Source organism: Vibrio penaeicida, assembly GCF_030689305.1.
GTDB classification, from domain to species: Bacteria; Pseudomonadota; Gammaproteobacteria; order Enterobacterales; family Vibrionaceae; genus Vibrio; species Vibrio penaeicida_B.
This window is the reverse complement of sequence record NZ_JAUYVM010000022.1, coordinates 40,183-58,774: the sequence shown is the minus strand read 5'-3', so window position 1 is coordinate 58,774 and position 18,592 is coordinate 40,183. Positions and strand designations below refer to the sequence as shown.

Annotated in this window: 20 protein-coding genes; 1 reads left to right on the top strand and 19 read right to left on the bottom strand. The window is 50.7% G+C overall.

From position 1 onward, the window contains the following. Positions 1-90: 90 nt before the first annotated feature. Positions 91-678, bottom strand: coding sequence for a hypothetical protein (locus tag Q8W40_RS24565; protein ID WP_305401024.1), 588 nt, complete (start codon positions 676-678; stop codon positions 91-93). Positions 679-680: 2 nt separating this feature from the next. Then, positions 681-2,318 (bottom strand): hypothetical protein, encoded by a 1,638-nt coding sequence (locus Q8W40_RS24560; protein ID WP_305401022.1) that lies wholly within the window; start codon positions 2,316-2,318, stop codon positions 681-683. 166 nt (positions 2,319-2,484) lie between these two features. Here Q8W40_RS24560 and Q8W40_RS24555 point away from each other — a divergent pair, with 166 nt between their 5' ends. After that, complete coding sequence (locus Q8W40_RS24555) at positions 2,485-2,685, top strand: hypothetical protein (RefSeq protein WP_305401021.1); 201 nt, start codon at positions 2,485-2,487, stop codon at positions 2,683-2,685. On the opposite strand, the gene Q8W40_RS24550 is transcribed toward Q8W40_RS24555, so the two are convergent. The 17 genes from Q8W40_RS24550 to Q8W40_RS24470 all read right to left on the bottom strand — a co-directional run bounded on the left by Q8W40_RS24550 (position 2,682) and on the right by Q8W40_RS24470 (position 18,590). Continuing rightward, positions 2,682-4,781, bottom strand: a complete 2,100-nt coding sequence (locus tag Q8W40_RS24550) for a hypothetical protein (protein ID WP_305401019.1) — start codon at positions 4,779-4,781, stop codon at positions 2,682-2,684. The two genes, Q8W40_RS24555 and Q8W40_RS24550, sit on opposite strands and share 4 nt — an antisense overlap. Next, a complete protein-coding gene (locus Q8W40_RS24545; RefSeq protein ID WP_305401018.1) occupies positions 4,781-6,031 on the bottom strand; it encodes a hypothetical protein in 1,251 nt (416 codons plus the stop codon). The genes Q8W40_RS24550 and Q8W40_RS24545 overlap by 1 nt, the downstream gene beginning before the upstream one ends. After that, the gene (locus Q8W40_RS24540; RefSeq protein ID WP_305401017.1) at positions 6,028-7,500 is read right to left on the bottom strand and encodes a tail fiber domain-containing protein; all 1,473 of its coding nucleotides are present in this window, start codon (positions 7,498-7,500) and stop codon (positions 6,028-6,030) included. Before Q8W40_RS24540 ends, Q8W40_RS24545 begins: the two co-directional genes overlap by 4 nt. Next, a complete protein-coding gene (locus tag Q8W40_RS24535; protein ID WP_305401016.1) occupies positions 7,493-7,945 on the bottom strand; it encodes a hypothetical protein in 453 nt (150 codons plus the stop codon). The genes Q8W40_RS24540 and Q8W40_RS24535 overlap by 8 nt, the downstream gene beginning before the upstream one ends. Continuing rightward, positions 7,942-9,177 (bottom strand): hypothetical protein, encoded by a 1,236-nt coding sequence (locus Q8W40_RS24530; RefSeq protein WP_305401014.1) that lies wholly within the window; start codon positions 9,175-9,177, stop codon positions 7,942-7,944. Before Q8W40_RS24530 ends, Q8W40_RS24535 begins: the two co-directional genes overlap by 4 nt. 379 nt (positions 9,178-9,556) lie before the next feature. Continuing rightward, the gene (locus Q8W40_RS24525; RefSeq protein ID WP_305401012.1) at positions 9,557-10,165 is read right to left on the bottom strand and encodes a phage adaptor protein; all 609 of its coding nucleotides are present in this window, start codon (positions 10,163-10,165) and stop codon (positions 9,557-9,559) included. Continuing rightward, positions 10,162-10,734: a phage adaptor protein gene (locus tag Q8W40_RS24520; RefSeq protein ID WP_305401010.1), complete on the bottom strand. Its 573-nt coding sequence runs from the start codon at positions 10,732-10,734 to the stop codon at positions 10,162-10,164. The genes Q8W40_RS24525 and Q8W40_RS24520 overlap by 4 nt, the downstream gene beginning before the upstream one ends. Further along, a complete protein-coding gene (locus Q8W40_RS24515) occupies positions 10,734-11,054 on the bottom strand; it encodes a hypothetical protein (protein WP_022609971.1) in 321 nt (106 codons plus the stop codon). The genes Q8W40_RS24520 and Q8W40_RS24515 overlap by 1 nt, the downstream gene beginning before the upstream one ends. Continuing rightward, positions 11,051-11,257, bottom strand: coding sequence for a hypothetical protein (locus Q8W40_RS24510; RefSeq protein ID WP_305401009.1), 207 nt, complete (start codon positions 11,255-11,257; stop codon positions 11,051-11,053). The genes Q8W40_RS24515 and Q8W40_RS24510 overlap by 4 nt, the downstream gene beginning before the upstream one ends. A 59-nt stretch (positions 11,258-11,316) precedes the next feature. Further along, positions 11,317-12,306: a DUF5309 domain-containing protein gene (locus Q8W40_RS24505; RefSeq protein WP_104401824.1), complete on the bottom strand. Its 990-nt coding sequence runs from the start codon at positions 12,304-12,306 to the stop codon at positions 11,317-11,319. Positions 12,307-12,332: 26 nt separating this feature from the next. Continuing rightward, positions 12,333-13,298, bottom strand: coding sequence for a hypothetical protein (locus tag Q8W40_RS24500; protein ID WP_305401008.1), 966 nt, complete (start codon positions 13,296-13,298; stop codon positions 12,333-12,335). A gap of 39 nt (positions 13,299-13,337) precedes the next feature. Beyond that, the gene (locus Q8W40_RS24495) at positions 13,338-13,574 is read right to left on the bottom strand and encodes a hypothetical protein (protein ID WP_104401822.1); all 237 of its coding nucleotides are present in this window, start codon (positions 13,572-13,574) and stop codon (positions 13,338-13,340) included. Beyond that, positions 13,564-15,690 carry a portal protein gene (locus Q8W40_RS24490; RefSeq protein ID WP_305401005.1) on the bottom strand — a complete coding sequence of 709 codons (2,127 nt, stop codon included), beginning with the start codon at positions 15,688-15,690 and terminating at the stop codon, positions 13,564-13,566. The genes Q8W40_RS24495 and Q8W40_RS24490 overlap by 11 nt, the downstream gene beginning before the upstream one ends. Further along, positions 15,687-16,427, bottom strand: a complete 741-nt coding sequence (locus Q8W40_RS24485) for a hypothetical protein (RefSeq protein ID WP_305401004.1) — start codon at positions 16,425-16,427, stop codon at positions 15,687-15,689. The genes Q8W40_RS24490 and Q8W40_RS24485 overlap by 4 nt, the downstream gene beginning before the upstream one ends. Then, positions 16,427-16,684 carry a hypothetical protein gene (locus Q8W40_RS24480; RefSeq protein ID WP_305401003.1) on the bottom strand — a complete coding sequence of 86 codons (258 nt, stop codon included), beginning with the start codon at positions 16,682-16,684 and terminating at the stop codon, positions 16,427-16,429. Before Q8W40_RS24480 ends, Q8W40_RS24485 begins: the two co-directional genes overlap by 1 nt. Next, positions 16,685-18,178 carry a hypothetical protein gene (locus Q8W40_RS24475; RefSeq protein ID WP_305401001.1) on the bottom strand — a complete coding sequence of 498 codons (1,494 nt, stop codon included), beginning with the start codon at positions 18,176-18,178 and terminating at the stop codon, positions 16,685-16,687. Beyond that, on the bottom strand, positions 18,156-18,590 hold the full coding sequence (locus Q8W40_RS24470; protein WP_305401000.1) for a hypothetical protein: 435 nt from the start codon (positions 18,588-18,590) through the stop codon (positions 18,156-18,158). Before Q8W40_RS24470 ends, Q8W40_RS24475 begins: the two co-directional genes overlap by 23 nt. Positions 18,591-18,592 lie beyond the last annotated feature (2 nt).

Genomic DNA, 18,592 nt, shown 5'->3' with positions numbered 1-18,592 from the left:
GGTAACAAGGTGGTAATATACAGTAGTCCACTTTTCGCGATTCACTCAGGGCTATCTTTTAGAAATTCGAAATTGAGGGCTTGATAGCTTTTAAATTGCTGAGATTGAGAATTCTTGAGGTGTCATAATTATATCTACAAATTTTTTCACCTCTACAGATCGCGTATAGATGTCCGTTATCCAGCTCAAATCATAACCATTATTGTCAGCACGCCATTTTAACATGGTTGTCGCGCTTCCTCCTGCCGTCAAAACAAGACCGCTATGATTATTAACTTTTACCTGAGCAGTGCTACTCATAGTCGAAAAAATGATGTGAATATTTGACGCTCGGTCATAGTAGGAAGCACTAGGACTCGTCTTCCATGCAACAACATTGAACCAACGCAACCTTAGCCTTCTTGCATCACCAAGCGGGTTGTCAACAATCAACTGGTTACTACCTCCACTCTGAGTGGAATTATAGGCTTTAAATACTTGCTCCCAGGGTCTGACGTTACTGCTTTCATCGACAAATGTGGGTCTAAAACTAAAGCCAGCTGAGAAAACTTTTCTCAAGCTTCCATTATCGTTGTACCAAATTTCCTTGGCTTTTCTCAGCGTGCCACTGTCATTGAAATAGACTTCTTTCGCCTTGCGTTGTGTTCCACTGTCGTTAAACCAAAACTCAGCTGCCATGGTTACCACCTCACAAATAAGCCTCCAGCGGGGGGAACCGCAGCGCCTGTTGGAGCGCCTAATCCTGCCGCGCCAGTCACCATGACCTTGCCTTTCAATAGCACTCGATCACAATCTAAATCCCCTCCGACCTTTACATCCTGCTCAAACCTTGATTCGGCAGTATGCGTTAAAAACGTTGTATCGTGGTCTTTGTAGATATATGCCTTAGCGATTCCTTGAGTGTTCCTAAAAGTAATATGCTGTCTCTGATTAGACCTGAACTCAATATTACCGCCGCAAACAAAATCACCCGCCGTCAACTTATTAGGAACACTCACACCGTCTTTATGGACCGCAAGGCGGGTATGATTTGTACTGCCCTCCCCCATTCTGAAATGCAAACTCTTAGCGGGTTGTCCGGCTGTGGCATGATCAGCAAAGCCGATATGCACGGTTTTATCACCTGCGTATTTGTCTTTCACCCCTGATGATATTGCAATGTATGCCCAGCTATTAGACGTAGCATTTCTCAAGTCCAACAACTTAGAACTTGATGAATCTCTCTTGACGACCATGTCACCGAATACGCCGTTTCTGTTGCCTCGAACTGGCCAATAAGAATCGATTTCCGCTTGTCTATTTGCTCTAATTTGATCCGGTGTGCCTGTTCTTGGCACAAAATTGGTGGGTCTTGAATCTGTATAACCTGCAGAGGTTGCGTAAATCTGAATTCTCGTCACCTTGCCGTTTGAACTCGTTAGGTTATATCTGGCACCGCCGCCCCGTAGCCAAACAATAACGCCGCCGGTTGAAAGTTGAATACCGCCGACCATTGACGTATAGGATTCTGCGAACTGCACTATACGGATGGTTTTATCATTACCGCCCCAATTGCCGTCACCTGACCAACGAAAGTTCAGTGTTAATCCGCCCTTGTGCGTTGATGTATTCCATGAGTTAGGCGCTGGCCAGTTATAGTGGCGACTAATCCCAATATCAGCGAAATCAAAATTACTCGGACCATCAATTCTTACTGGGTAATAAGTATTCGCGTCACCGCCCACTGTAAAGGGATGGGTGTTGCCATATCTGCCAAAATCCGCGCTCCCCTCGGTCAGTACCTTTTTCCAGTTTGCACCATCCCAGAGTTTCAGGACACTTGGTGCAACTGGGTTTGCTGATGGATTGTTTTCTGTCACATTCTTGACAAACATTTCATTGTTATCAGCAAATAAAGCCATGCCTTTTTGTTTATCCGTGTTCCAGTTATTGAGGAACCAACCGCCGGCCGTTGTGCTGTACTCAGCACCACCCGCATTAAACTTGGTTGCACCAACCGATCCGTTTACCGTTAAACCGTTTCCCTCCAATACAGCAACTGCGACACCACCGATACTGAAACCCAACGTGTTGGTCGATTCGCGGTATATGCCTGTATCTGAGTCTTCCTGGAAGGAATAAGCCGGTGCCGCTGAGGTACCGAATACACCCGTCATTGCCCCCTTCCAGTCAACATTGCCAGACACGATGTCATTGATACCGGCAACGATCCCATCCATTTCCTGATCCATCCGTTCAGCAAGAATTTTCACACCTGCATCACGGTCATCGCGCCAGCTGAATAGACGCTGAAAGTATCCACTCGCGTTAAATGGCATAATTTGCATCTCCTAGAAATTAGTCTCAAAAAAGCCCCGACTGGCGGGGCTTGGGTAAAATAATCTGTTGCTTTGGCATAATCTTAGCTTGAAAAACCTATCCGTAGAGTGCAAATAGCGCATCTGTAAAGATGCGCTACACCCTTGGATAATTTACAATTGATGTATGACTATTTTCGATCCACCGCTAGACGGCTTTGACATACTTGCCTTGGTTCTCGTGGCAAACATGCTTACGTTGTGGGCTATCTATGGCTTTTGGCGGTTAAACAAAAAAGATGACTGGGATTGGCATTCAATCCTGGCAATTGGCGTACCTGCTGTTATTGGCATGGTTGCCGTATACCTTGGTAGTCACGCTGTTTAGTCCTGAGACATCCCGGCACCCACACCACCCGCCGCCGTCATGCGGTCAATCATAATTTGACGCGCTGCCTGTTCTTTCTGTTTGTTGATTAATAGTTGCTGAATAAGGCTTGCGCCTTCATCACCTTTGCTGGTCAACATGCGGGCCATTTCTTCACGTACTAAAGGCCCGTGTCCCCGTAATCGGTTAATCGCTGGCCCTGCAAGTTGGGTAGTTCCATCAATGATCTGTCCACGAAGCAAAAGAGCTAGCGCTCCGGTATCGAAGTGGCTGACATCTTCCATATCAATCAAGTTGTCAGCAGTTCGGCTACCACCAAGCACGGTATTGTTCGTTGAAAACATCTGGTTTTCCCGATCCAAGCGCCTAGTAAGTAATTCGGGATCAGTTGCCATTGCAGCCGCTTCCTGCTGAAACTTCTGTGAAGTAAACGGACGTGCCGCGTTTGAACCAACAGCGCCAGATTCTATACGGGCAATATGAGGATCAGCATAACCAGCCCGAAAAGCGGCTTGTTCCCCATCAGTCATTTTGTTGAAGGCCGCCACGGTGTCTTCAGGGCGAGAACGTGACCCGGCAGCACGCTGACCCGAAGCCACTTGATCAATTTCACGGGAAGCGCGGGCAAAAGCATCATTTGCCTGACGGTATTGGCTGCTGGATACTTCCAAGGCTTCATCAAGAGAACTGACCAGTTTTCCCAGCTCGCGAGCTTCGTTATTTCTACCCGCCCGTATTGCAGCCCCAATAGCATCTTGAACATCTTGTTTTACGCCCAACACACGATTGAAATCTGAAAGTTCAACGGCTGTTGGCGTGGGGTTGAACTTGGTGTTTTCCGGCGTAGCAGCGGCTAGACGATTTCGGAATGTGAGTAACTTTGCATCAATGCCATCACCACGGACACCGCTGCCTTGCATGCCACCAATACGGTCATCAATGATAGCCAACGCACCACGGACATCAACCGGATCAGCGTTGTTTCTGGCCGCACTATAGTTCGCATTTGCAGCCCTACTGCGCGCCTGTTCCATTGCTTCCTTTGTCGCATTGGCACTGTTTGGTGCATCAAAAGCATCAGCGACAAACGACGCAACACGGTTGCCTTGCCCGGCTTGTCGTGAAATAAGGTAGTCTTGAATCTCTTGCGCTACTTCTGGGGTAGATCGAATCAAACCAGATAGCATACGCTGACCAGGACGCCCCAAAGCATCCGCTATAGCATATTGTGGCTGGTCTTCACTTGTCGCTTGACGTAACGCGGCCACAACTTCTTCACCTTGTTGGCCGGATCGTTCAAGGGCAGTTCCGATGGCATTTTGTGCCCTTTGAGGTTGACCACGACCAATCAGCATTTGGAACACGGACTCTCCAGAATCGCCAAGCTTGGACAAACCAGCACCTACAGGACGGGCAGCTACCCCACCAAACGCACCGAAAGCAGCACCATCACCGCCTGACTTAACGCGGTTTTCAAAGCCCCCTTCGCCAGAGTTAAACCCATAGACACCGCCTTCGGCTGCACCTATGCCAGCAGTCCGTGCAACTTGTCCTGTGCGGGTCGCTGCCTGTCCTGCTGCACCAATACCAGTCAAAGCTGTTGCCATTCCACCAGCGAATTCGCCCCCATAAGTTGCTACAGGGTGTTCTTCACGACCTTGCTTTAAACGCTGGCGTTCTGCTTTCAGTTCTAGTTCATAGGGGCAGCCTGACAGTGTGGATGCTCCACGCGCCACAATTTCATCACCCAGCCCAAACGTCAATCCTTGAATAGCACCGCGCATACCTGACATGTCTGCACCACCAGGATCAACGATGGGTTCCCAGCTAGACGCTTCGGCAGGTGTTGCCCCTTCCAGTAATCGCGCAATAGTATCTTGGTCACTTGTTGCAAAACCTTCGCTTACATAACCCAGTTTGCCGTCCGAATTGCGATAGATACGCCCGCCGTCTTTAGTTGTGTACAAAACTGGCGGTTCAAAAGGCTGCCCCTGTTGCCCAACAGATTCAGCAGGCTGTTCCGGTTTTTTGTAGATAGACCAAGGACCTTCTGCCTGTTGTGTTGCTTTTTGATACTGTTCCCAGGGGCCAGCCATTATTGTTTCTCCCAGTTGTTTTGATCGCCCGGATCACCGCCTTTGAAGCGATAGCCGCCGATAACCTGACCCGCCTGTGGAACACTACCTTCATTTTCTTGAGCCGCTTTTATCTGTGGTGCGTTGTAGTTACCACCAGCGGCACGACCAATCCCGAAAATTGCCGTTTCACGGTTTCTGCGCTTTTGTTCCATGACTTCCGGTGTATCGCCCGGCTGTGGAAAATACTGCTTTCTGGCGTTGTCGAATTCCTGATCAGAAATAACCGCGCCACTTTCACGACGAAGCACCGCATTAATAAAATCACGTTGCGCTTGGTCGTATAGTTTGTAGTCGTCACTCACCATGAAGTTACTACCGGGTAGTTTCGACGCAAGGTTGTCCAGAATGCCAGTACCGGCTTGTTCAACATCACGAAGAACGTTTTCGCTTTGGATCATTCGATCAGCAAAGCCAGCCGCCTTTGCTTGTGATTCATTGAAGCCGCCAACATTAACATTCACACCAGCACCGCCAATTTGAGACACTTTGCCATCGGGAGCAATGTTGTAGAATTTTTTACCATCCAAGCCCATCGCGGTAGCAGTATCACCAGACACTTGACGATAGTTTTCTTGTGGGTTCTGCATTTTTTCAAGCTCCAACTGTACCTTTTGAAGCTGAATATCACTTAAGGGATCATTGGGTATCTCCACACCGGGCAATACTCGTTCACCGGTGTCTTGATAATATTTAAACCCATCTGCACCTTGGATAACGTTGCGTTCAGGATTACGCATTTTTTCAAGTTCCAACTGGGCTTTCTGAAGCTGTACTTGCTTCATCGGGTCGGCGGGCGCACTGGTATCCATCTGGCGTTTGAGCATCATCTGCATTAAAGCTTGCTGCCCAGGCGTGGCGAAAGCGTTGCTGCTCATCTTTACCAGGCGGGGATCTATCCCACCAACGGTCGATGGCTGTTTCTGACTTTGTTGGGTCATCTCTGAAGCCTTGAAATCAGGCTGGCTTGCCCATTGGTTAAACTCGGCATTGAAACTCTGGCGACCCTTTTTCTCGAGCTTGTCTGCTTTGTCTGTCGTCATCCGATACATTAAAGCGCGGCCAAGTGCCGACAGCCCGTCACCGAACCCTGAAATACCACCAGAAATGCGCCCAGAAGGTTTTAGCGCTTCAGCTTGCTCACGCATTCGTTTAATGTCCTGGTAAGAGCGACCTGTGTTACCGCCGAAAATAAAAGGTTGTGTACTCATTTTGCCCCCTTCAGTGCGAGGTCGTAATTCACCATTTTGATGCCATCAGGTCGCTCTATCACCGCTTCCGGTGTCTTCTTCTCCACATCTTGAGCCATCAAGCCCATTTGGATACCGTCACTGTCTTTGTAGCGGAACGTGTAAATCGGTTGTCCATCGTTGGTCTTACCCACCCTCTTAATGTCTTTCTTCACCCGCTTATCTGACGCCATGATCGCCGCACCACCCAAACCGGCAAGTCCGCCAAACAGACTGCCTGCCAGTCCCATATTCTGACCCCGGTTGGCCATCAGCCGGGCATAACGGTTGTTCATCGCGTTGTCATACCCTGCCTGAATACCGGCCGTATCGGTGGTCGCCAGCTGCGCGGTCTGGGGCGTAATGAAGCTGGGTTGGGTCACTTGCGAGCCTGACATCAACGCCGTGATTTCATTGATGGGCTGATTGCGAAGGGCAAACCGCTCTTGCAATGCCTGGTTGCGAGCATTGTTCATGGCATCAAAGCGGGCTATGTCGGCGTTGACTTCCTGAGTCGCTGTCTGATTGTCCATCCCGATGCCCTGGGCGCGGTTGCGGTGCATCTGCTGAAGAGCGTCGTTACGCTGTCCCACCCGCTCCGACTCTTGCTGAAATGCCTGTGACTGCGCGCTGTTGTTTAGCTGGGCATTTGCGGCATTTTGCTTAAACGCCTGAGCCTGAGCGGCGTTTTCAAAGTTAGCCCGTGATGCGGCTAATCCCGTCAATCGACTTTGTTCCTGTCCGGCATTCAGTATTGCGCCAAAACGAGCATCATTGGTCTGGCGGCTGAAGTCGTCCATTGCCGATTGGTACGCGTCAGAGCCCATACGAATGCCTTGGGACGCCAGGCGGCTTTCCAGTCGCTGGCGATCTTGCTCTAATCTTGGTGACATTCTCGCCATCAGCGCGTCTTCTACTCGTTGGCGATCTTTTGAAAAGTCCGTGCCATACGTGCGTGTGATGGGTCCGGCATCCGCGATATGACGCTGAACATCGCCCACTTCACCTAACTCAGTTTGTAATACCGGACCTTGACCCACTCTCTGTAAGTTTGTCTGACGAATGGCTTCTGCCTCCCCACGTTCAGGCAGAGTACTCGCGTCTACAGGACGACCAAGCAGTCCTTTCAAGCGGGCTGACTGATCTGCTGCTAAGGTGGAAAAGTTAAGTTGCGCTTCTTCGGTTTTGTTCTGAATACGCTGGTTTTCAGGACTCAGTGTCTGTGTGGCGGTGTAAGTTGGGATAACGTGCGTTTGTCCGGTTCCGGGGTCAGTGTAGGTGTGTGAGCCTGATTGAGAATACGTTAAGCTCCCGCCTGGAGTGACTTGATTGACATTGTTCAATGCCTGCTGCGCAATCGCCGTCCCAATATTGGTCGATGTTTGTGCCGCTGCCGTTTCCTTTGGTGGCGGCGGTGCTGGAGGTGGTGGTGGGGAGGATTTCTTACCCATGTTCAGATGCTCCTCTAAACTTTGATTGCGCCCACTGCTGACGGGTTAAAACGGCAATAGCTTCGGCTTCATCTTCCCCCCACATTTCGGGGATCAGATATTCACATGCACCGACTCTGCGCCAGATACGACGAACCAGACGATTGCGTTCGCTGTGCCGACCTGCTAGAAGGCGGATGTCCCAACTTCTGAAGGGATAATCAAAGACAAGATGAACCCAACGCTTGTTCGTCCAGTCCCGCCTTGCCGCATACCCAGACAGTTCGATGACTCCGGCGTGAGGGTCGTAGTTGTGGTACACCATGCCCGCCACTAATCCCTCAGAATCATTGGCAAACCCCAAGCAGTGACAGGGTCCAAATTGGCGCGCGCCTTGCCATAGACCGTTTTCAACAAACGCTTTGATTTCAGGTTGGCAATCGCAGACGGGAACGGTGGGTTTCATACGACAAGTCCCCCTGTCGAATACATCAAATCAATCGATACCAATTCGCAGTCCAGTTTGAAACTTTGGGCAGACGTGATTTGGACTTGGGGTGCCAATACTTCACCATGCGCGGAAACGCTTTCCCATTTTTCTTTGATTTGATAGCCATCGTCGTTGTTTGCCCACTGGACTTGATCCCAGTAAGACTCGTCCCACTTCCCCTGCTGCCCGCCAGTAGACAGTGGAACAGACAGGGCAGCACCGAATGCTGGCTTATAGTCTTTGCCGATGGTGTGGCGGACTGAAAAAGGTGTGCGGTAGCGCCATATGCCTTTCACGGCATGCGCTGTTTTCAGTGCGCCCGGCATTCCAAGGTTATCGAAGCTGAAACAGGCACGACATTCAAATGCGCTGTTGTTATCGAACCCGCCGACATCACACCGATAGATATTGCCTCTGTCATCGCCATAATAGAGATGGTTCCCCAAAACAAAAATGTCTCCAATTCGCCATCCGGTAAACTTCGTCCAGGCACCTGTTTCCATATTCACTGCCCAGCAATAGCCTTGTTCTGCATCACGATGTGGCGGCGCAACAATGGCCATGTTACGGCTGTCCCATTTGATCAGGCGCCATCCGCCAATATTGCCGGACAAAATCGCTTCACGTCGCCAGTCGGTGTCGACAGGAAAACTGAGGGCATCCAGTTTGAGTTGGGAAGGATCTTTGGTGGTGGCGGCGGAGATGGGTATCAAACCGGCTTTGGTGGCAACAATCAGATCGCCGCCCACTTGCATGATGGCATTTTTGCCTAGTGGTTCACCGATGTTATACACCCCGTTTAACTGCCAGTCCGACGCATCGCCAGGGTTGCCCCCACTGAAGACGGCAAATTCCCCTTGATTGGTCGCAAAGACACAGCGATCATCCATACCCGCACCACTGTCAGAGGACCAAGTTGCCCCAAATAGCAGGGCTCCGCCTTTATTAAACACCCCCGACAACGGGAGCCTGCTCGCGGGTCCCGCCACGGAATTGATGCCCAGGTACCAAGCATTCATCGTTGCTCGTTCGATAAAGAATGTACGATTGCGGTATGACCACACGTGGCTAAGCCGATCCGTTGCAACCTGGGTGATGGCGAACGGTGTGGACGCATTTGTGATCGGCTGCCAGTGTGTTCCGTCATAAATTTGAGCGTGATCTTGTCCGTTGACAATGGTCAAAAATGCGCCCCCGTCGGTTTGCATTTCCAAAACAGAATAGTCGGCGCTGGTCTGTCCGGTCACAACGGCGGATAAGGTGGAGCCAGACAAGGTGGCATCAGAAAATTCATAAACATGGTGGGTGTCTGCTGCAAAATAGGTCGGCTGGATCCCGGCACGGTATTGAAACAGGGCCTCTACTCCCCCGGCAATCGTGCAGCGTTGTTTTGTGCCGCCACGCGGTTCAATGCCTGTTGCCGTTGGCCAGAAGTTTTCTAATACCAGTGCGGTTTGACGCTCTGGGCTTGCCAAAGGCGTGTTGGTCATCATGCCGCCAACGGGCACCATATAGGTTTGATTTTGGGCGGACGGAGATTTGTCACTCGGGGTATTTTTTCGATTAAACGAGCGCACACGAGCAGGGTTAATGCGCATCTTCTCCCCCTCGGTCAGCGTGAATTTCCGTCAGAAAGTCGGCTTCAAACTCCGCTAAAAGATCATCATACGGCAGGCCCTTCTGACGTTTCCAACGCCAAATGGTCCCTTTCTCAATCAGTCGTTCAGGGACAAGCAATTTATCCCCGTTCTGAGTCACTTCGGCTTTACCTTCAACCCAATGCGTTGACACATAACGGACGGTTGCGCCTTCCGTCTCAAGCGTGGGTGAAAACAGAATTTTTCCTGCCTGGAGATGACAGTAAGGTTGCGCGGATGGGCGTTCTGACAATAATGCCCATACTTCAGGACTGGATGTGAGCCTGACGGGATGGAAGCCCGCCTTATTCAAACGCACGGCATTGTGTTCGGTCAGCATTTGAAAATCATTTGGCAGGATCACCTCACTCACCCCTCCAGAGACAGCCAGCTCTTTCACCAGGTGATACCATTCTGCTCGGCGGGCTATTTCGGACCCTGCCGCATTCATGAATGTTTTGATCTGGCGAATTTCGTATTCGTGACTGGTGAGTTGAGCAGACGGATTGTCCAGCCCGATTTCCAACAGCACGTTGGTCAGCACCGTTTCCGCGGTCACGGCACTATCCCTCCAAGGTGAATGCGCGTCCCCGCGTGCCGGTACATGTGGTCGGCTTGGTTTGCGGATTCAATCAACTGGGATAGATAGCTGGCGGTTGCCTGAGCTTTGTCGATGTCATTGATCGCGGTGTAGATCTGGAAAAGCAACGCGTGAAGGTAGAGTTCAGGCTCGTCATCCAATAACCAACTGGTGTTTTCGGCTTCAAGACTGGGGATCGCCGCATAGTAAACAAGCCGGTGTACTTTGGACTGGTATGAGGATTTCAGTGCCTTTCCTTGAATGGCAAAACCCCATTGATGCCCCTCAAACAACACATCAAGCGGCAGGCGTTTGATCTCCCGACCACAGACACGGACAGACCGCATTTCCTGATAGTCAGAAGGAAGACTGGCTGATCCGTTGGCGTCTGTTGTCAGCTCCGCCACCGTTTCCATGTTCGCCAGTCGCAAACGCTTGGACAGATTTTTTTCAGCCATCCCCACCAACATCCTGGCGCGTTGAGCAATGTTAGTGACACCTGAACGATGGGACGCTTCAGCAATGAGTTCAGAATAGTCCTGGATCATCACACCTTTCCTTTAAACGTCCGGAAGGCGCGGTTATTCGGGTCGTTAAGCCACTGGCTAAGATACTGCTTATCCCCTTGTAAGTGAGCCTCATGCAATTGTTCAAAGTAGACATTCAAAGGGATAGAAGCGACCCGCTGACCATCGCCAAATCGTTGATGTAAACTCTCATTGAATGCCCTCTCATTGTCATCAATCACCGCATCCACCGGGTAGTCGGTGCGAAAATGAGTCATTCCATCTTGCTCCGTTCGCCACACCATTCGACCCGTCATGGGATCATGGTCCACCAGCGTCCAAGCACCCTCTTGAATGGTCATGACAACGCTTCGCCTGGCAGAGGATCGGCGCGTTCCGCTTTCCCTGCTTGTATTAGGGCTTTCGCTGTCGGCACCGATACATTGACCTGTGCTCCCTCGAAATGCCTTTTCCCGCTCTCATCCCAGTAGTCCCGACGCAAAATAATCGGGGTGCGTGTGTCTTCTTTTGGTGTTGTTGCCTGGTCGGCTCTGCTTCTACTCATGTCAGTCACTCCTTAGTTGGCACCGAGAACACAGGTTACTCGGTGCCATAACGTGTCGATCATTGGGTTGCACTCATCCCATACACATCCGCGATGACCCCCAACCCTTTCTCATTTTTCACGCAAAGCGTCCCTTCCCCGAGCACGACGCCTTTTTCCGCATCGCCTGTTTTGGCAAGGTTCGGGACATTTTTGATTTTGTCGAGCATCTTAACGCTCAAAAGAGAGGGGTTAAGAAGGTGTACATTTGAGGCCATCGCCGCGTTTGCAGACTGCACCCGATTGGGAACGATCATCACTTTTCCAAAGTCCCCTTCGTACACATCTGCCGTTGCGATGATGGTATTTTTGCCTCCTGTGGTGGCATAGCGAAATTGCGCCACGTTAGGATCGGACATGAAGGTGGTGAACACCGATTTGACGTAAGGTGAACACACCGCAAATTTCGTCGTACCACCCGAGTGATAGACCTGCTGCATGGTTGTGTCGAGTAAGGCTTTGCTGAACGCCCGCTGAGTCCCCGCAGTCGCAGGTACGGTCAGCCCTGTCGCCGCGTTAAAACCGCCGTTCGCACCTAGAGCGCCGCGATCCACATTGGTTTCATACCAAGAGGTTAACGCGCCCATCTTCCTCGGATCCGTGGCCACCGACCCTTTATTATCTAAGAGGGCATATTCAATGTCTTTTCGGATCTCGATGCCCTTTTTCAGCTTCTGGTACTTAATCTTCTCGGCATTCCCTGCGTTATCCACCGAATTTTGTGTTCGGGATACGGCCCAGGATTTTCGAAAGATTTGTGTGTAGTTTCCGACTCGAGCGGGGGTGTCAATGCGATCAAAATCAAATTCGTCGCCTTCTGGATGGAAGTTCTCTCCAGGCGCGGCTAACTCGTCAATCTCCCATTCCGGGTGTGTCGATTTTGCCTTTTCTTTTTTGATCATGGAGTAGATAGGAGTATCTTCGGGGGTGATGCGGCTGACTACATCAGACAGTTCTTCGCGGTTACCCACCGCATCCGAAGACACAAAGGTATTGGCTAGCTTTGCCATTTGGCTTTCCTCTCTTTTTCAAAGGATCAGTCGAAATCCACCGCCATGGCGTCTTCCAACGTCCCTGATTCGGTTAAGCGTTTCATGGCCTCTCGATTTTTGGGTGGTTTGCCTGGTGCAGGAGTGGACCGGTTGCCCTTGCTCGGTTTTTCAGTCAGACGGCGACGAGCATTTTTGCGATTTTTCTCCGCGACCTTGCCAATTCGGGCGTAATGCACCAGTTGCAAGATGCGGTGATCCGCTGTCGATTCGATGTCCTGTTCAGAAAAACCAAACTCCAGAGCCGTCTTTTTGTTCGCGGCATCGAACGATGCCCGACGACCGGGGTCCTTAAGCATAGGCATGGCATTAAGCAGTTTTGCGTCTTCTTCTGAACGCACGTGGGCTTTGTCTTGCTCACTGGCTGCCTGTATCGTGCTCTGTGCTTGCTCACTCGCCGTATACACTTTCTCAATTTCCGCGACCGCACTATTGCGCAAGGCGGTTTGGTACTGAAAAGCGGCGGGATCACTTTGTGCCAGTCCCAAATCCGGTTCGGGTGGGATAAGGCTTTCCAAAAACTGGGTCAGGTTTTGATACGCTGTTTGGAGTGACTGAGCCTGTTGGTCGTAGTTCTCTCGTAAGGTCGCCACGGCTTTGCGCTCCTGCGCCAGGGCTTCAGTCTTGTGGGTGTAATCCTTTTGACGGAAATAGCCCTTTTTCAGCTCGTCCAGCTGAACAGATTCTCCATCATCTAACGTGACTGACTCATCATGGCTGTCTTCAACGTCCGCCTCGTCAGATGCCTCTTCGGCATCCAAAGACAGATCATCGTCAGATGTTGAGTCCAAATCTTTAGATTCGGTGGGCTCGTCGATTACGGTGTCATCGTCTCCGAGTGCATCCATCGCATCTTCAAGGGTGTCAAACTCGTGATCCTCATCCAATGCTCTGTCTGCCGTATCCTTGTCGATGGTGATATCGCCTTCAAGGTGTTGTTCTTGCTCTGGCATGTCTCAACGTCCTCTCATGTCGTCGGTTCGCACCAAGCATTACGCTACGGTGCCTTTTTTAGGCAGGATGGTCTTGCCCTCAGCAAGGGTCTTTAACTTCTGCCGTAAAGATCGGATAGAACGAACTTCCCAAACGTTTTCTGCGCGATGTTTTTCGTCATTGGTATTGATTATCGCGTCCAACGCGTCGCGTTCCAGATCGTCCAAAATTTGGTGAATAAGGGGGTGGTTCAATAGCCTTTCGGCTTCCCCATTGGGTGATGCTTTATGTGCCATCGTATAAATGTCCAGCCGTAAACGGGCTTAATGATCCAGTATCGAGCCCAGCTTTTTCCCGCTCAAACTGCAGTTTTTCACGGTGTTTTAAAAGGTCGAGTTCGCCTTTCATTACCGCCAGTTCTCGGGCTTGCTGCGCCTTCATCATCTGAAGTTGAGTGTCTTTTTCCAATTCGGCCTGTTGAACTCGGATGTCCGCTTCCATCTGAGCCTGTTCAATGGCAGATCTGGCACTCGCCTTCATCTGCTCTAACTGCATCTGTGCCTGAAGTTTCATTTCTGCCTCGGTCGGGCCCTCTTGCTGCAGTTTTGCCGCAATCTCTTCCTCATTGGGTTTGGTGAAGTAAGGCTCTGCACTGGGGAAACCCGCTGTTTCGGTGATTTTTTCCAAAACGTTGTACAGCTGGTTGGGTTTGACGAAGGGGTTGTCGGCACCGATAGAGGCCAAAATCTCTTTCTGTAAACCGAGGATCAATTGCAGTACGGTCAGATCGCGTTCTTTTGAACCCGCCCCCAGCCCCACATTCACTTTGCAATCCATATCCACATTCCAGTGGCGAGGGTCGTATTCAACCCACTCCCCCCGAAGACGTACCGTGCGAGGTTCGTCCGCATGAGCAATCACCAGTTTCAGTAGCCCTTTAAAGGCTTTTCGAATGCCACGTGTAAGAGAACGGATGATCATTTCCGCCTGGGCAATCCCACTTTCAGACATCAACTGTACAGAGGTGGCGGTCATACCCTGAAAAGCCTCGGGGTCGAGTCCGCCAGACTGGTCGGTAATACCGGTGCGGTCGCGAACGACGTTGTCCAGGTAGTCCATCATGCCAAAGGACTTGTCTGCCACAAACGGCACCTCCATCCACTGAACCGCATCATGAACGTTCGCCCCGGACTTCAAGGTAATCGGTTTACCAAATGCCGGGTTGTAGACGGCTTCTATCCCACTTTCTGTCAGCTTTGAAGGGTCGAGTGCGGGTTGTTTTTTATTTTGCCAGTAGATGTTATCGAGGGTTTCCCGGAGCAAAGCGGTTTTGATACGCTGTATGTCCACCACGTCTTCTGCCACCGAATGACCTTCAAAATGGTGTGCTTCACGCTCTGCCACCACCTCGGCGTATGGCACGTCACTGACCGCTTCCATGGCTAGAATTAGGTGTTTTCCTTCCTGGTCCTGACTGCACTCGGCAAAACACATCTTGTAAAGTTCAGCAATACCATCGTCATCCAGATCCAGCCGTACATACACTTCATAAATCAGGACAGAGTCCATTGCGCTCGATGTTTGCGTTCGGTTGTCACTCCAGTCGTCCCCTTGCCTCGAATGGCTGTCATCCTCGTCACCACTTCGGTCATACTCAGGCAGGCTGGCAATGTCTTCTTTATCGTAACCACGACTCACCAGTTCGGATCGGGTTACAATTTGGCGCTCCCCCACAATCGGACTCTCTTCAATGTTGGTACTGCCCGGATAGATCAAAAAGGCGCCTCGTGGTATGGCTTCAAGCTGGATATCGATCTGGTCTTCAATACGCCGAAGTTTAAAATCATAGCGCTGGGTGTCGGGGTCATTATCTGGTGTATCTTTTTCCGGTCGTTCCTGAAGCGCAATGATGTCAATGTCTGCTTCTCCTTCGAGTCCCAGTAACGCCGAAGAAGGTTGGTTGGTGAATTCGTAGACCTTGATCTGTTTTCGAGAGTACGCCGTCCATTTTAAAACCCCCGTTTTGACCAACAGCGCATCAAACACGGCATCATGAATGGCCTGCTCCGCTCCGCATTCCGGTACCACCACATGATTGACGTAGTCGGTGGCTTGTTCTGCGCTCTCTTCATCTTCCGGTCCAACGGGTTCGTAATCGACAATCTTGTCGTTCGATAACACCGTACGCATGATGGAGGGCATCAGCTTTTTGATGACACTACGAACGTCCTTTGATACGGACGCCGAGCGCCCTTCCTCTGGCGTCAGATCGTCCATTTCTCCGTTGTAGTAATTCAGTGACCTATCACGACTGGACTTTTGTTCTTCAGAGTATTGCTCACAGGCATCAATAAGCCCGGCTATATGGCTGGTCAGGCGATCATGATCTTTGCCTAAGGGCTCGTCAATCACGGCTGGATCCCCCATTTTGGATACAAGTAATCTTTAATCTTCTGCACCTCTGAGGGAGCGATGTCCAAACTGAATGCCAGCACTTCACATACACACCCCTGCCACGCTCGATTGGCACCACTACCGGCATTATTAGAGCCAAATGCGGAGATATTAAACGGCCCAAGTTGGCTAAAATGCAACACAGACAGAGGGAGCGGCAATAATGTAGTCGCATTGGTCAATTGTCTATCATTGACCGAAGCCAACACACCGAACTCAGCTTGATTGAATATGCTTGATGCATTCAACGTCCCCATAACGCGAGCTGAGCTAATTTCCGATATACCAGAGAGGTCGGTATAGATGGTGTTGTATTGACTGAATCGATCTTCTACCCCGTTTTTATAAGCCGCAACCACAAACAGGTGTTTAACACTGGCATCGACCCCTAATCCTAGCCCCTTTTTGTTATCTAATTGGGGCCAGACAGCAGCGGGCATACCGTTAGCCACAGCATGGCTTGGGACATAATCGGGACCACCATAAGCCAGCGCTTCAATGGGCCGACCACTTGCGACTCGGTTATCTATCCGCGTAATTTCATTGCCGTTTAGCGTGATGGTGTTTTCCTGGCTGGCGTCGTACCACCCAATGAAACCTCGCACATCCGATGGTCTAAAAGGCTTGGCGACCTGAATGAAGCGAAACCCTGTCATATCGGGGGTGAAACCAAAGCGCCCTATATCCCATTCCATCAGTACGTCACCACAAGATACTGATCACCTTTGAGACTTTTCAAATAGACTTTGTCTGTACTGGACAAGCCACCTATTGAAAGCCCTTTATAGGCGTCAGCACCAGAAACTTCATGGGCATGTTGGTTTTGCAATGGTGCGGTGCTGCCCACCGACAGCAAGACACCTTCAGCGGCTCGTGATAAGATAACTCCCGTCGAAGAGAGCGTGATTTCTGACCAATGATTATCCCTGACCAGTATTTGCGTTGTCTGCATCTAAACCACCTTTCTCACTTTGTACTCTGGAACCTTCACCGAGGTGTCTGACTGATACCCGTCTGCGAATACCATGAATGCATCTGCCCCGTGCGAGTGCTCATCATGACGTGGGTGTCGTTTCCAGACGCCATACTTGTCATCCCAATCTCGGCTGTAGTTTTCCAAATGCAGGATCCCTTCATCGCACGCGGAGGCGTCAAACTCGCACTCCGGCAATACAGTTCTCACCGACTGTATGGAATTGAGTTTGTCCGGGGTTCTTGGGACGACCTCAAACGCGAAACCTATTTCCGCCGCAATGTGTTTGATGGATTTCGCTTCGAGTCCCTGTTTTCGGTGCTCGACGTCATGAGGACCGAAGTGACGACCAAAACGGGCATCACGTTGGGTTCGCCAACGGTCGAGCCAGTCAATATAATGAGCGATGCCTTCACCACTGTTTTCGTAGTACCCGACAAAGCGATGTTTGCCCGCGATTTCCTGGTGAAGCCAGATGGTCGTGCTGTCTGATACCCCTAAATCCCAGAACGTATTGACCACACTCCGAGGTTCAAACTCGAAACCACCAATCTTTCCACGCTGTCGCAGTGCCTGAATAGGTTTGCCGAAATACGCCCCTTCACGCGCTCCGGAAAACGCTTCTTCCGGTGTCGACGGGTATTCTTTTTTCATGTCTTCGGCTTGTTCACGCCATTTCAATACGTACCAGTGTTGTTGATCTTCTGTAAGCGAAATACCGAACTCAGTGGCGAGTTCATCAAAGTATTTCATCTCGTCTGCCGTCATCCGAATACGGTCACGGGTTTGGTAGGACGGATCCTGAAACCAGGGAAAGAAGTGAAACTTCCATTCCATGTCCAGCAGGTCACGTCCTTCGTCCTGGATCTTTCTCGCCTGCTCGGTTTTGTTGAAAAAGTCCCCGCCTCTTCCCTCTGCCGTACTTTCAATGAACCCCAGTTGTCCGTGTGCCAACGTGTTTAATGCACCCGAACGGATCTCACTGGCTTTGTCCGGCGATTGCGCGCAAATTTTGCCGTATTCAGAAATGTGCAGAAAGTTCTTGGTGCTCGACCGCAGTGATACCCCGACTTCCACCGAACTTTCGTTGCCAAATCGTACCTCTAACGCGTTGTCCGTCAGCACAGGCACTGCCTGCTTGATATCAGCGGGCAAACGCTCATAAGCAAATTTGATACGACTGAGCAAGCCTTTGGCATTGTCCAGCGTGTCCGCGACCAACCCGGCGGCTAAGTTGGAATTGAACAGACAACAATCCAAAGCAAGCAAAAGAATGAATGTGCTAAAGCCCATCTGCCGGGCTTTTAAAATCAGGTTGAGATAGTGAAGATTATGGAGCAGGTTTTCCTGCGCCGCATTCAGTTGAAATCGTACGACCTGCCCTTTTTTGTCCTCGATGTAATACAGGTGGTTTAACCGCCATTTCCGGTCACCCAGTAAGGCAATGGCTTTATTTAGATCGGGTTTGTCCATCAACGGCTTCTAGTACCATGCAGGTAAACGACACGGCGGTCTCAATCGGTCCCCCGTCTTTGCCTGTCAATTCCCGGCGTTCTCGATACTTTTCCGGTGCCAGTGCTTTCAGGCGAAACATCAGGAGATTGTCTGAGTACTTTCGAACCCGTCCGCATTCTTTCCCTTTGTAAAATACCGGCTCTTCAACCCCAACACTGGCTCGTCTGTCCGCTTCAATTTCAAGGGCTTCAACGTGGCTCTCAATCGCCTCTTCCCAGCGTTTGGCAAAGTCTGCGTCCTGGTCTCGGTAGTCGTAGGTGCTTCTTCGGGAATAGCCAGCACGGCGCGCCGCTTCTCCGACCCCAAAGCCCGCTTCAAGGGCATCAAAGAATCGATTGTCCCGGCGCTGAGTGCGTTTGCATGTCGGCATAC

What these genes read in the sequence shown, in the direction of transcription:
- Q8W40_RS24500 (WP_305401008.1), bottom strand. Translation starts at nt 13,298, where the DNA reads ATGCCAGAGCAAGAACAACACCTTGAAGGCGATATCACCATCGACAAG.
- Q8W40_RS24505 (WP_104401824.1), bottom strand. Translation starts at nt 12,306, where the DNA reads ATGGCAAAGCTAGCCAATACCTTTGTGTCTTCGGATGCGGTGGGTAAC.
- Q8W40_RS24485 (WP_305401004.1), bottom strand. Translation starts at nt 16,427, where the DNA reads ATGGAATGGGATATAGGGCGCTTTGGTTTCACCCCCGATATGACAGGG.
- Q8W40_RS24470 (WP_305401000.1), bottom strand. Translation starts at nt 18,590, where the DNA reads ATGCCGACATGCAAACGCACTCAGCGCCGGGACAATCGATTCTTTGAT.
- Q8W40_RS24510 (WP_305401009.1), bottom strand. Translation starts at nt 11,257, where the DNA reads ATGAGTAGAAGCAGAGCCGACCAGGCAACAACACCAAAAGAAGACACA.
- Q8W40_RS24540 (WP_305401017.1), bottom strand. Translation starts at nt 7,500, where the DNA reads ATGGGTAAGAAATCCTCCCCACCACCACCTCCAGCACCGCCGCCACCA.
- Q8W40_RS24535 (WP_305401016.1), bottom strand. Translation starts at nt 7,945, where the DNA reads ATGAAACCCACCGTTCCCGTCTGCGATTGCCAACCTGAAATCAAAGCG.
- Q8W40_RS24515 (WP_022609971.1), bottom strand. Translation starts at nt 11,054, where the DNA reads ATGACCATTCAAGAGGGTGCTTGGACGCTGGTGGACCATGATCCCATG.
- Q8W40_RS24530 (WP_305401014.1), bottom strand. Translation starts at nt 9,177, where the DNA reads ATGCAAACCGACGGGGGCGCATTTTTGACCATTGTCAACGGACAAGAT.
- Q8W40_RS24565 (WP_305401024.1), bottom strand. Translation starts at nt 678, where the DNA reads ATGGCAGCTGAGTTTTGGTTTAACGACAGTGGAACACAACGCAAGGCG.
- Q8W40_RS24520 (WP_305401010.1), bottom strand. Translation starts at nt 10,734, where the DNA reads ATGATCCAGGACTATTCTGAACTCATTGCTGAAGCGTCCCATCGTTCA.
- Q8W40_RS24545 (WP_305401018.1), bottom strand. Translation starts at nt 6,031, where the DNA reads ATGAGTACACAACCTTTTATTTTCGGCGGTAACACAGGTCGCTCTTAC.
- Q8W40_RS24560 (WP_305401022.1), bottom strand. Translation starts at nt 2,318, where the DNA reads ATGCCATTTAACGCGAGTGGATACTTTCAGCGTCTATTCAGCTGGCGC.
- Q8W40_RS24480 (WP_305401003.1), bottom strand. Translation starts at nt 16,684, where the DNA reads ATGCAGACAACGCAAATACTGGTCAGGGATAATCATTGGTCAGAAATC.
- Q8W40_RS24555 (WP_305401021.1), top strand. Translation starts at nt 2,485, where the DNA reads ATGACTATTTTCGATCCACCGCTAGACGGCTTTGACATACTTGCCTTG.
- Q8W40_RS24475 (WP_305401001.1), bottom strand. Translation starts at nt 18,178, where the DNA reads ATGGACAAACCCGATCTAAATAAAGCCATTGCCTTACTGGGTGACCGG.
- Q8W40_RS24495 (WP_104401822.1), bottom strand. Translation starts at nt 13,574, where the DNA reads ATGGCACATAAAGCATCACCCAATGGGGAAGCCGAAAGGCTATTGAAC.
- Q8W40_RS24550 (WP_305401019.1), bottom strand. Translation starts at nt 4,781, where the DNA reads ATGGCTGGCCCCTGGGAACAGTATCAAAAAGCAACACAACAGGCAGAA.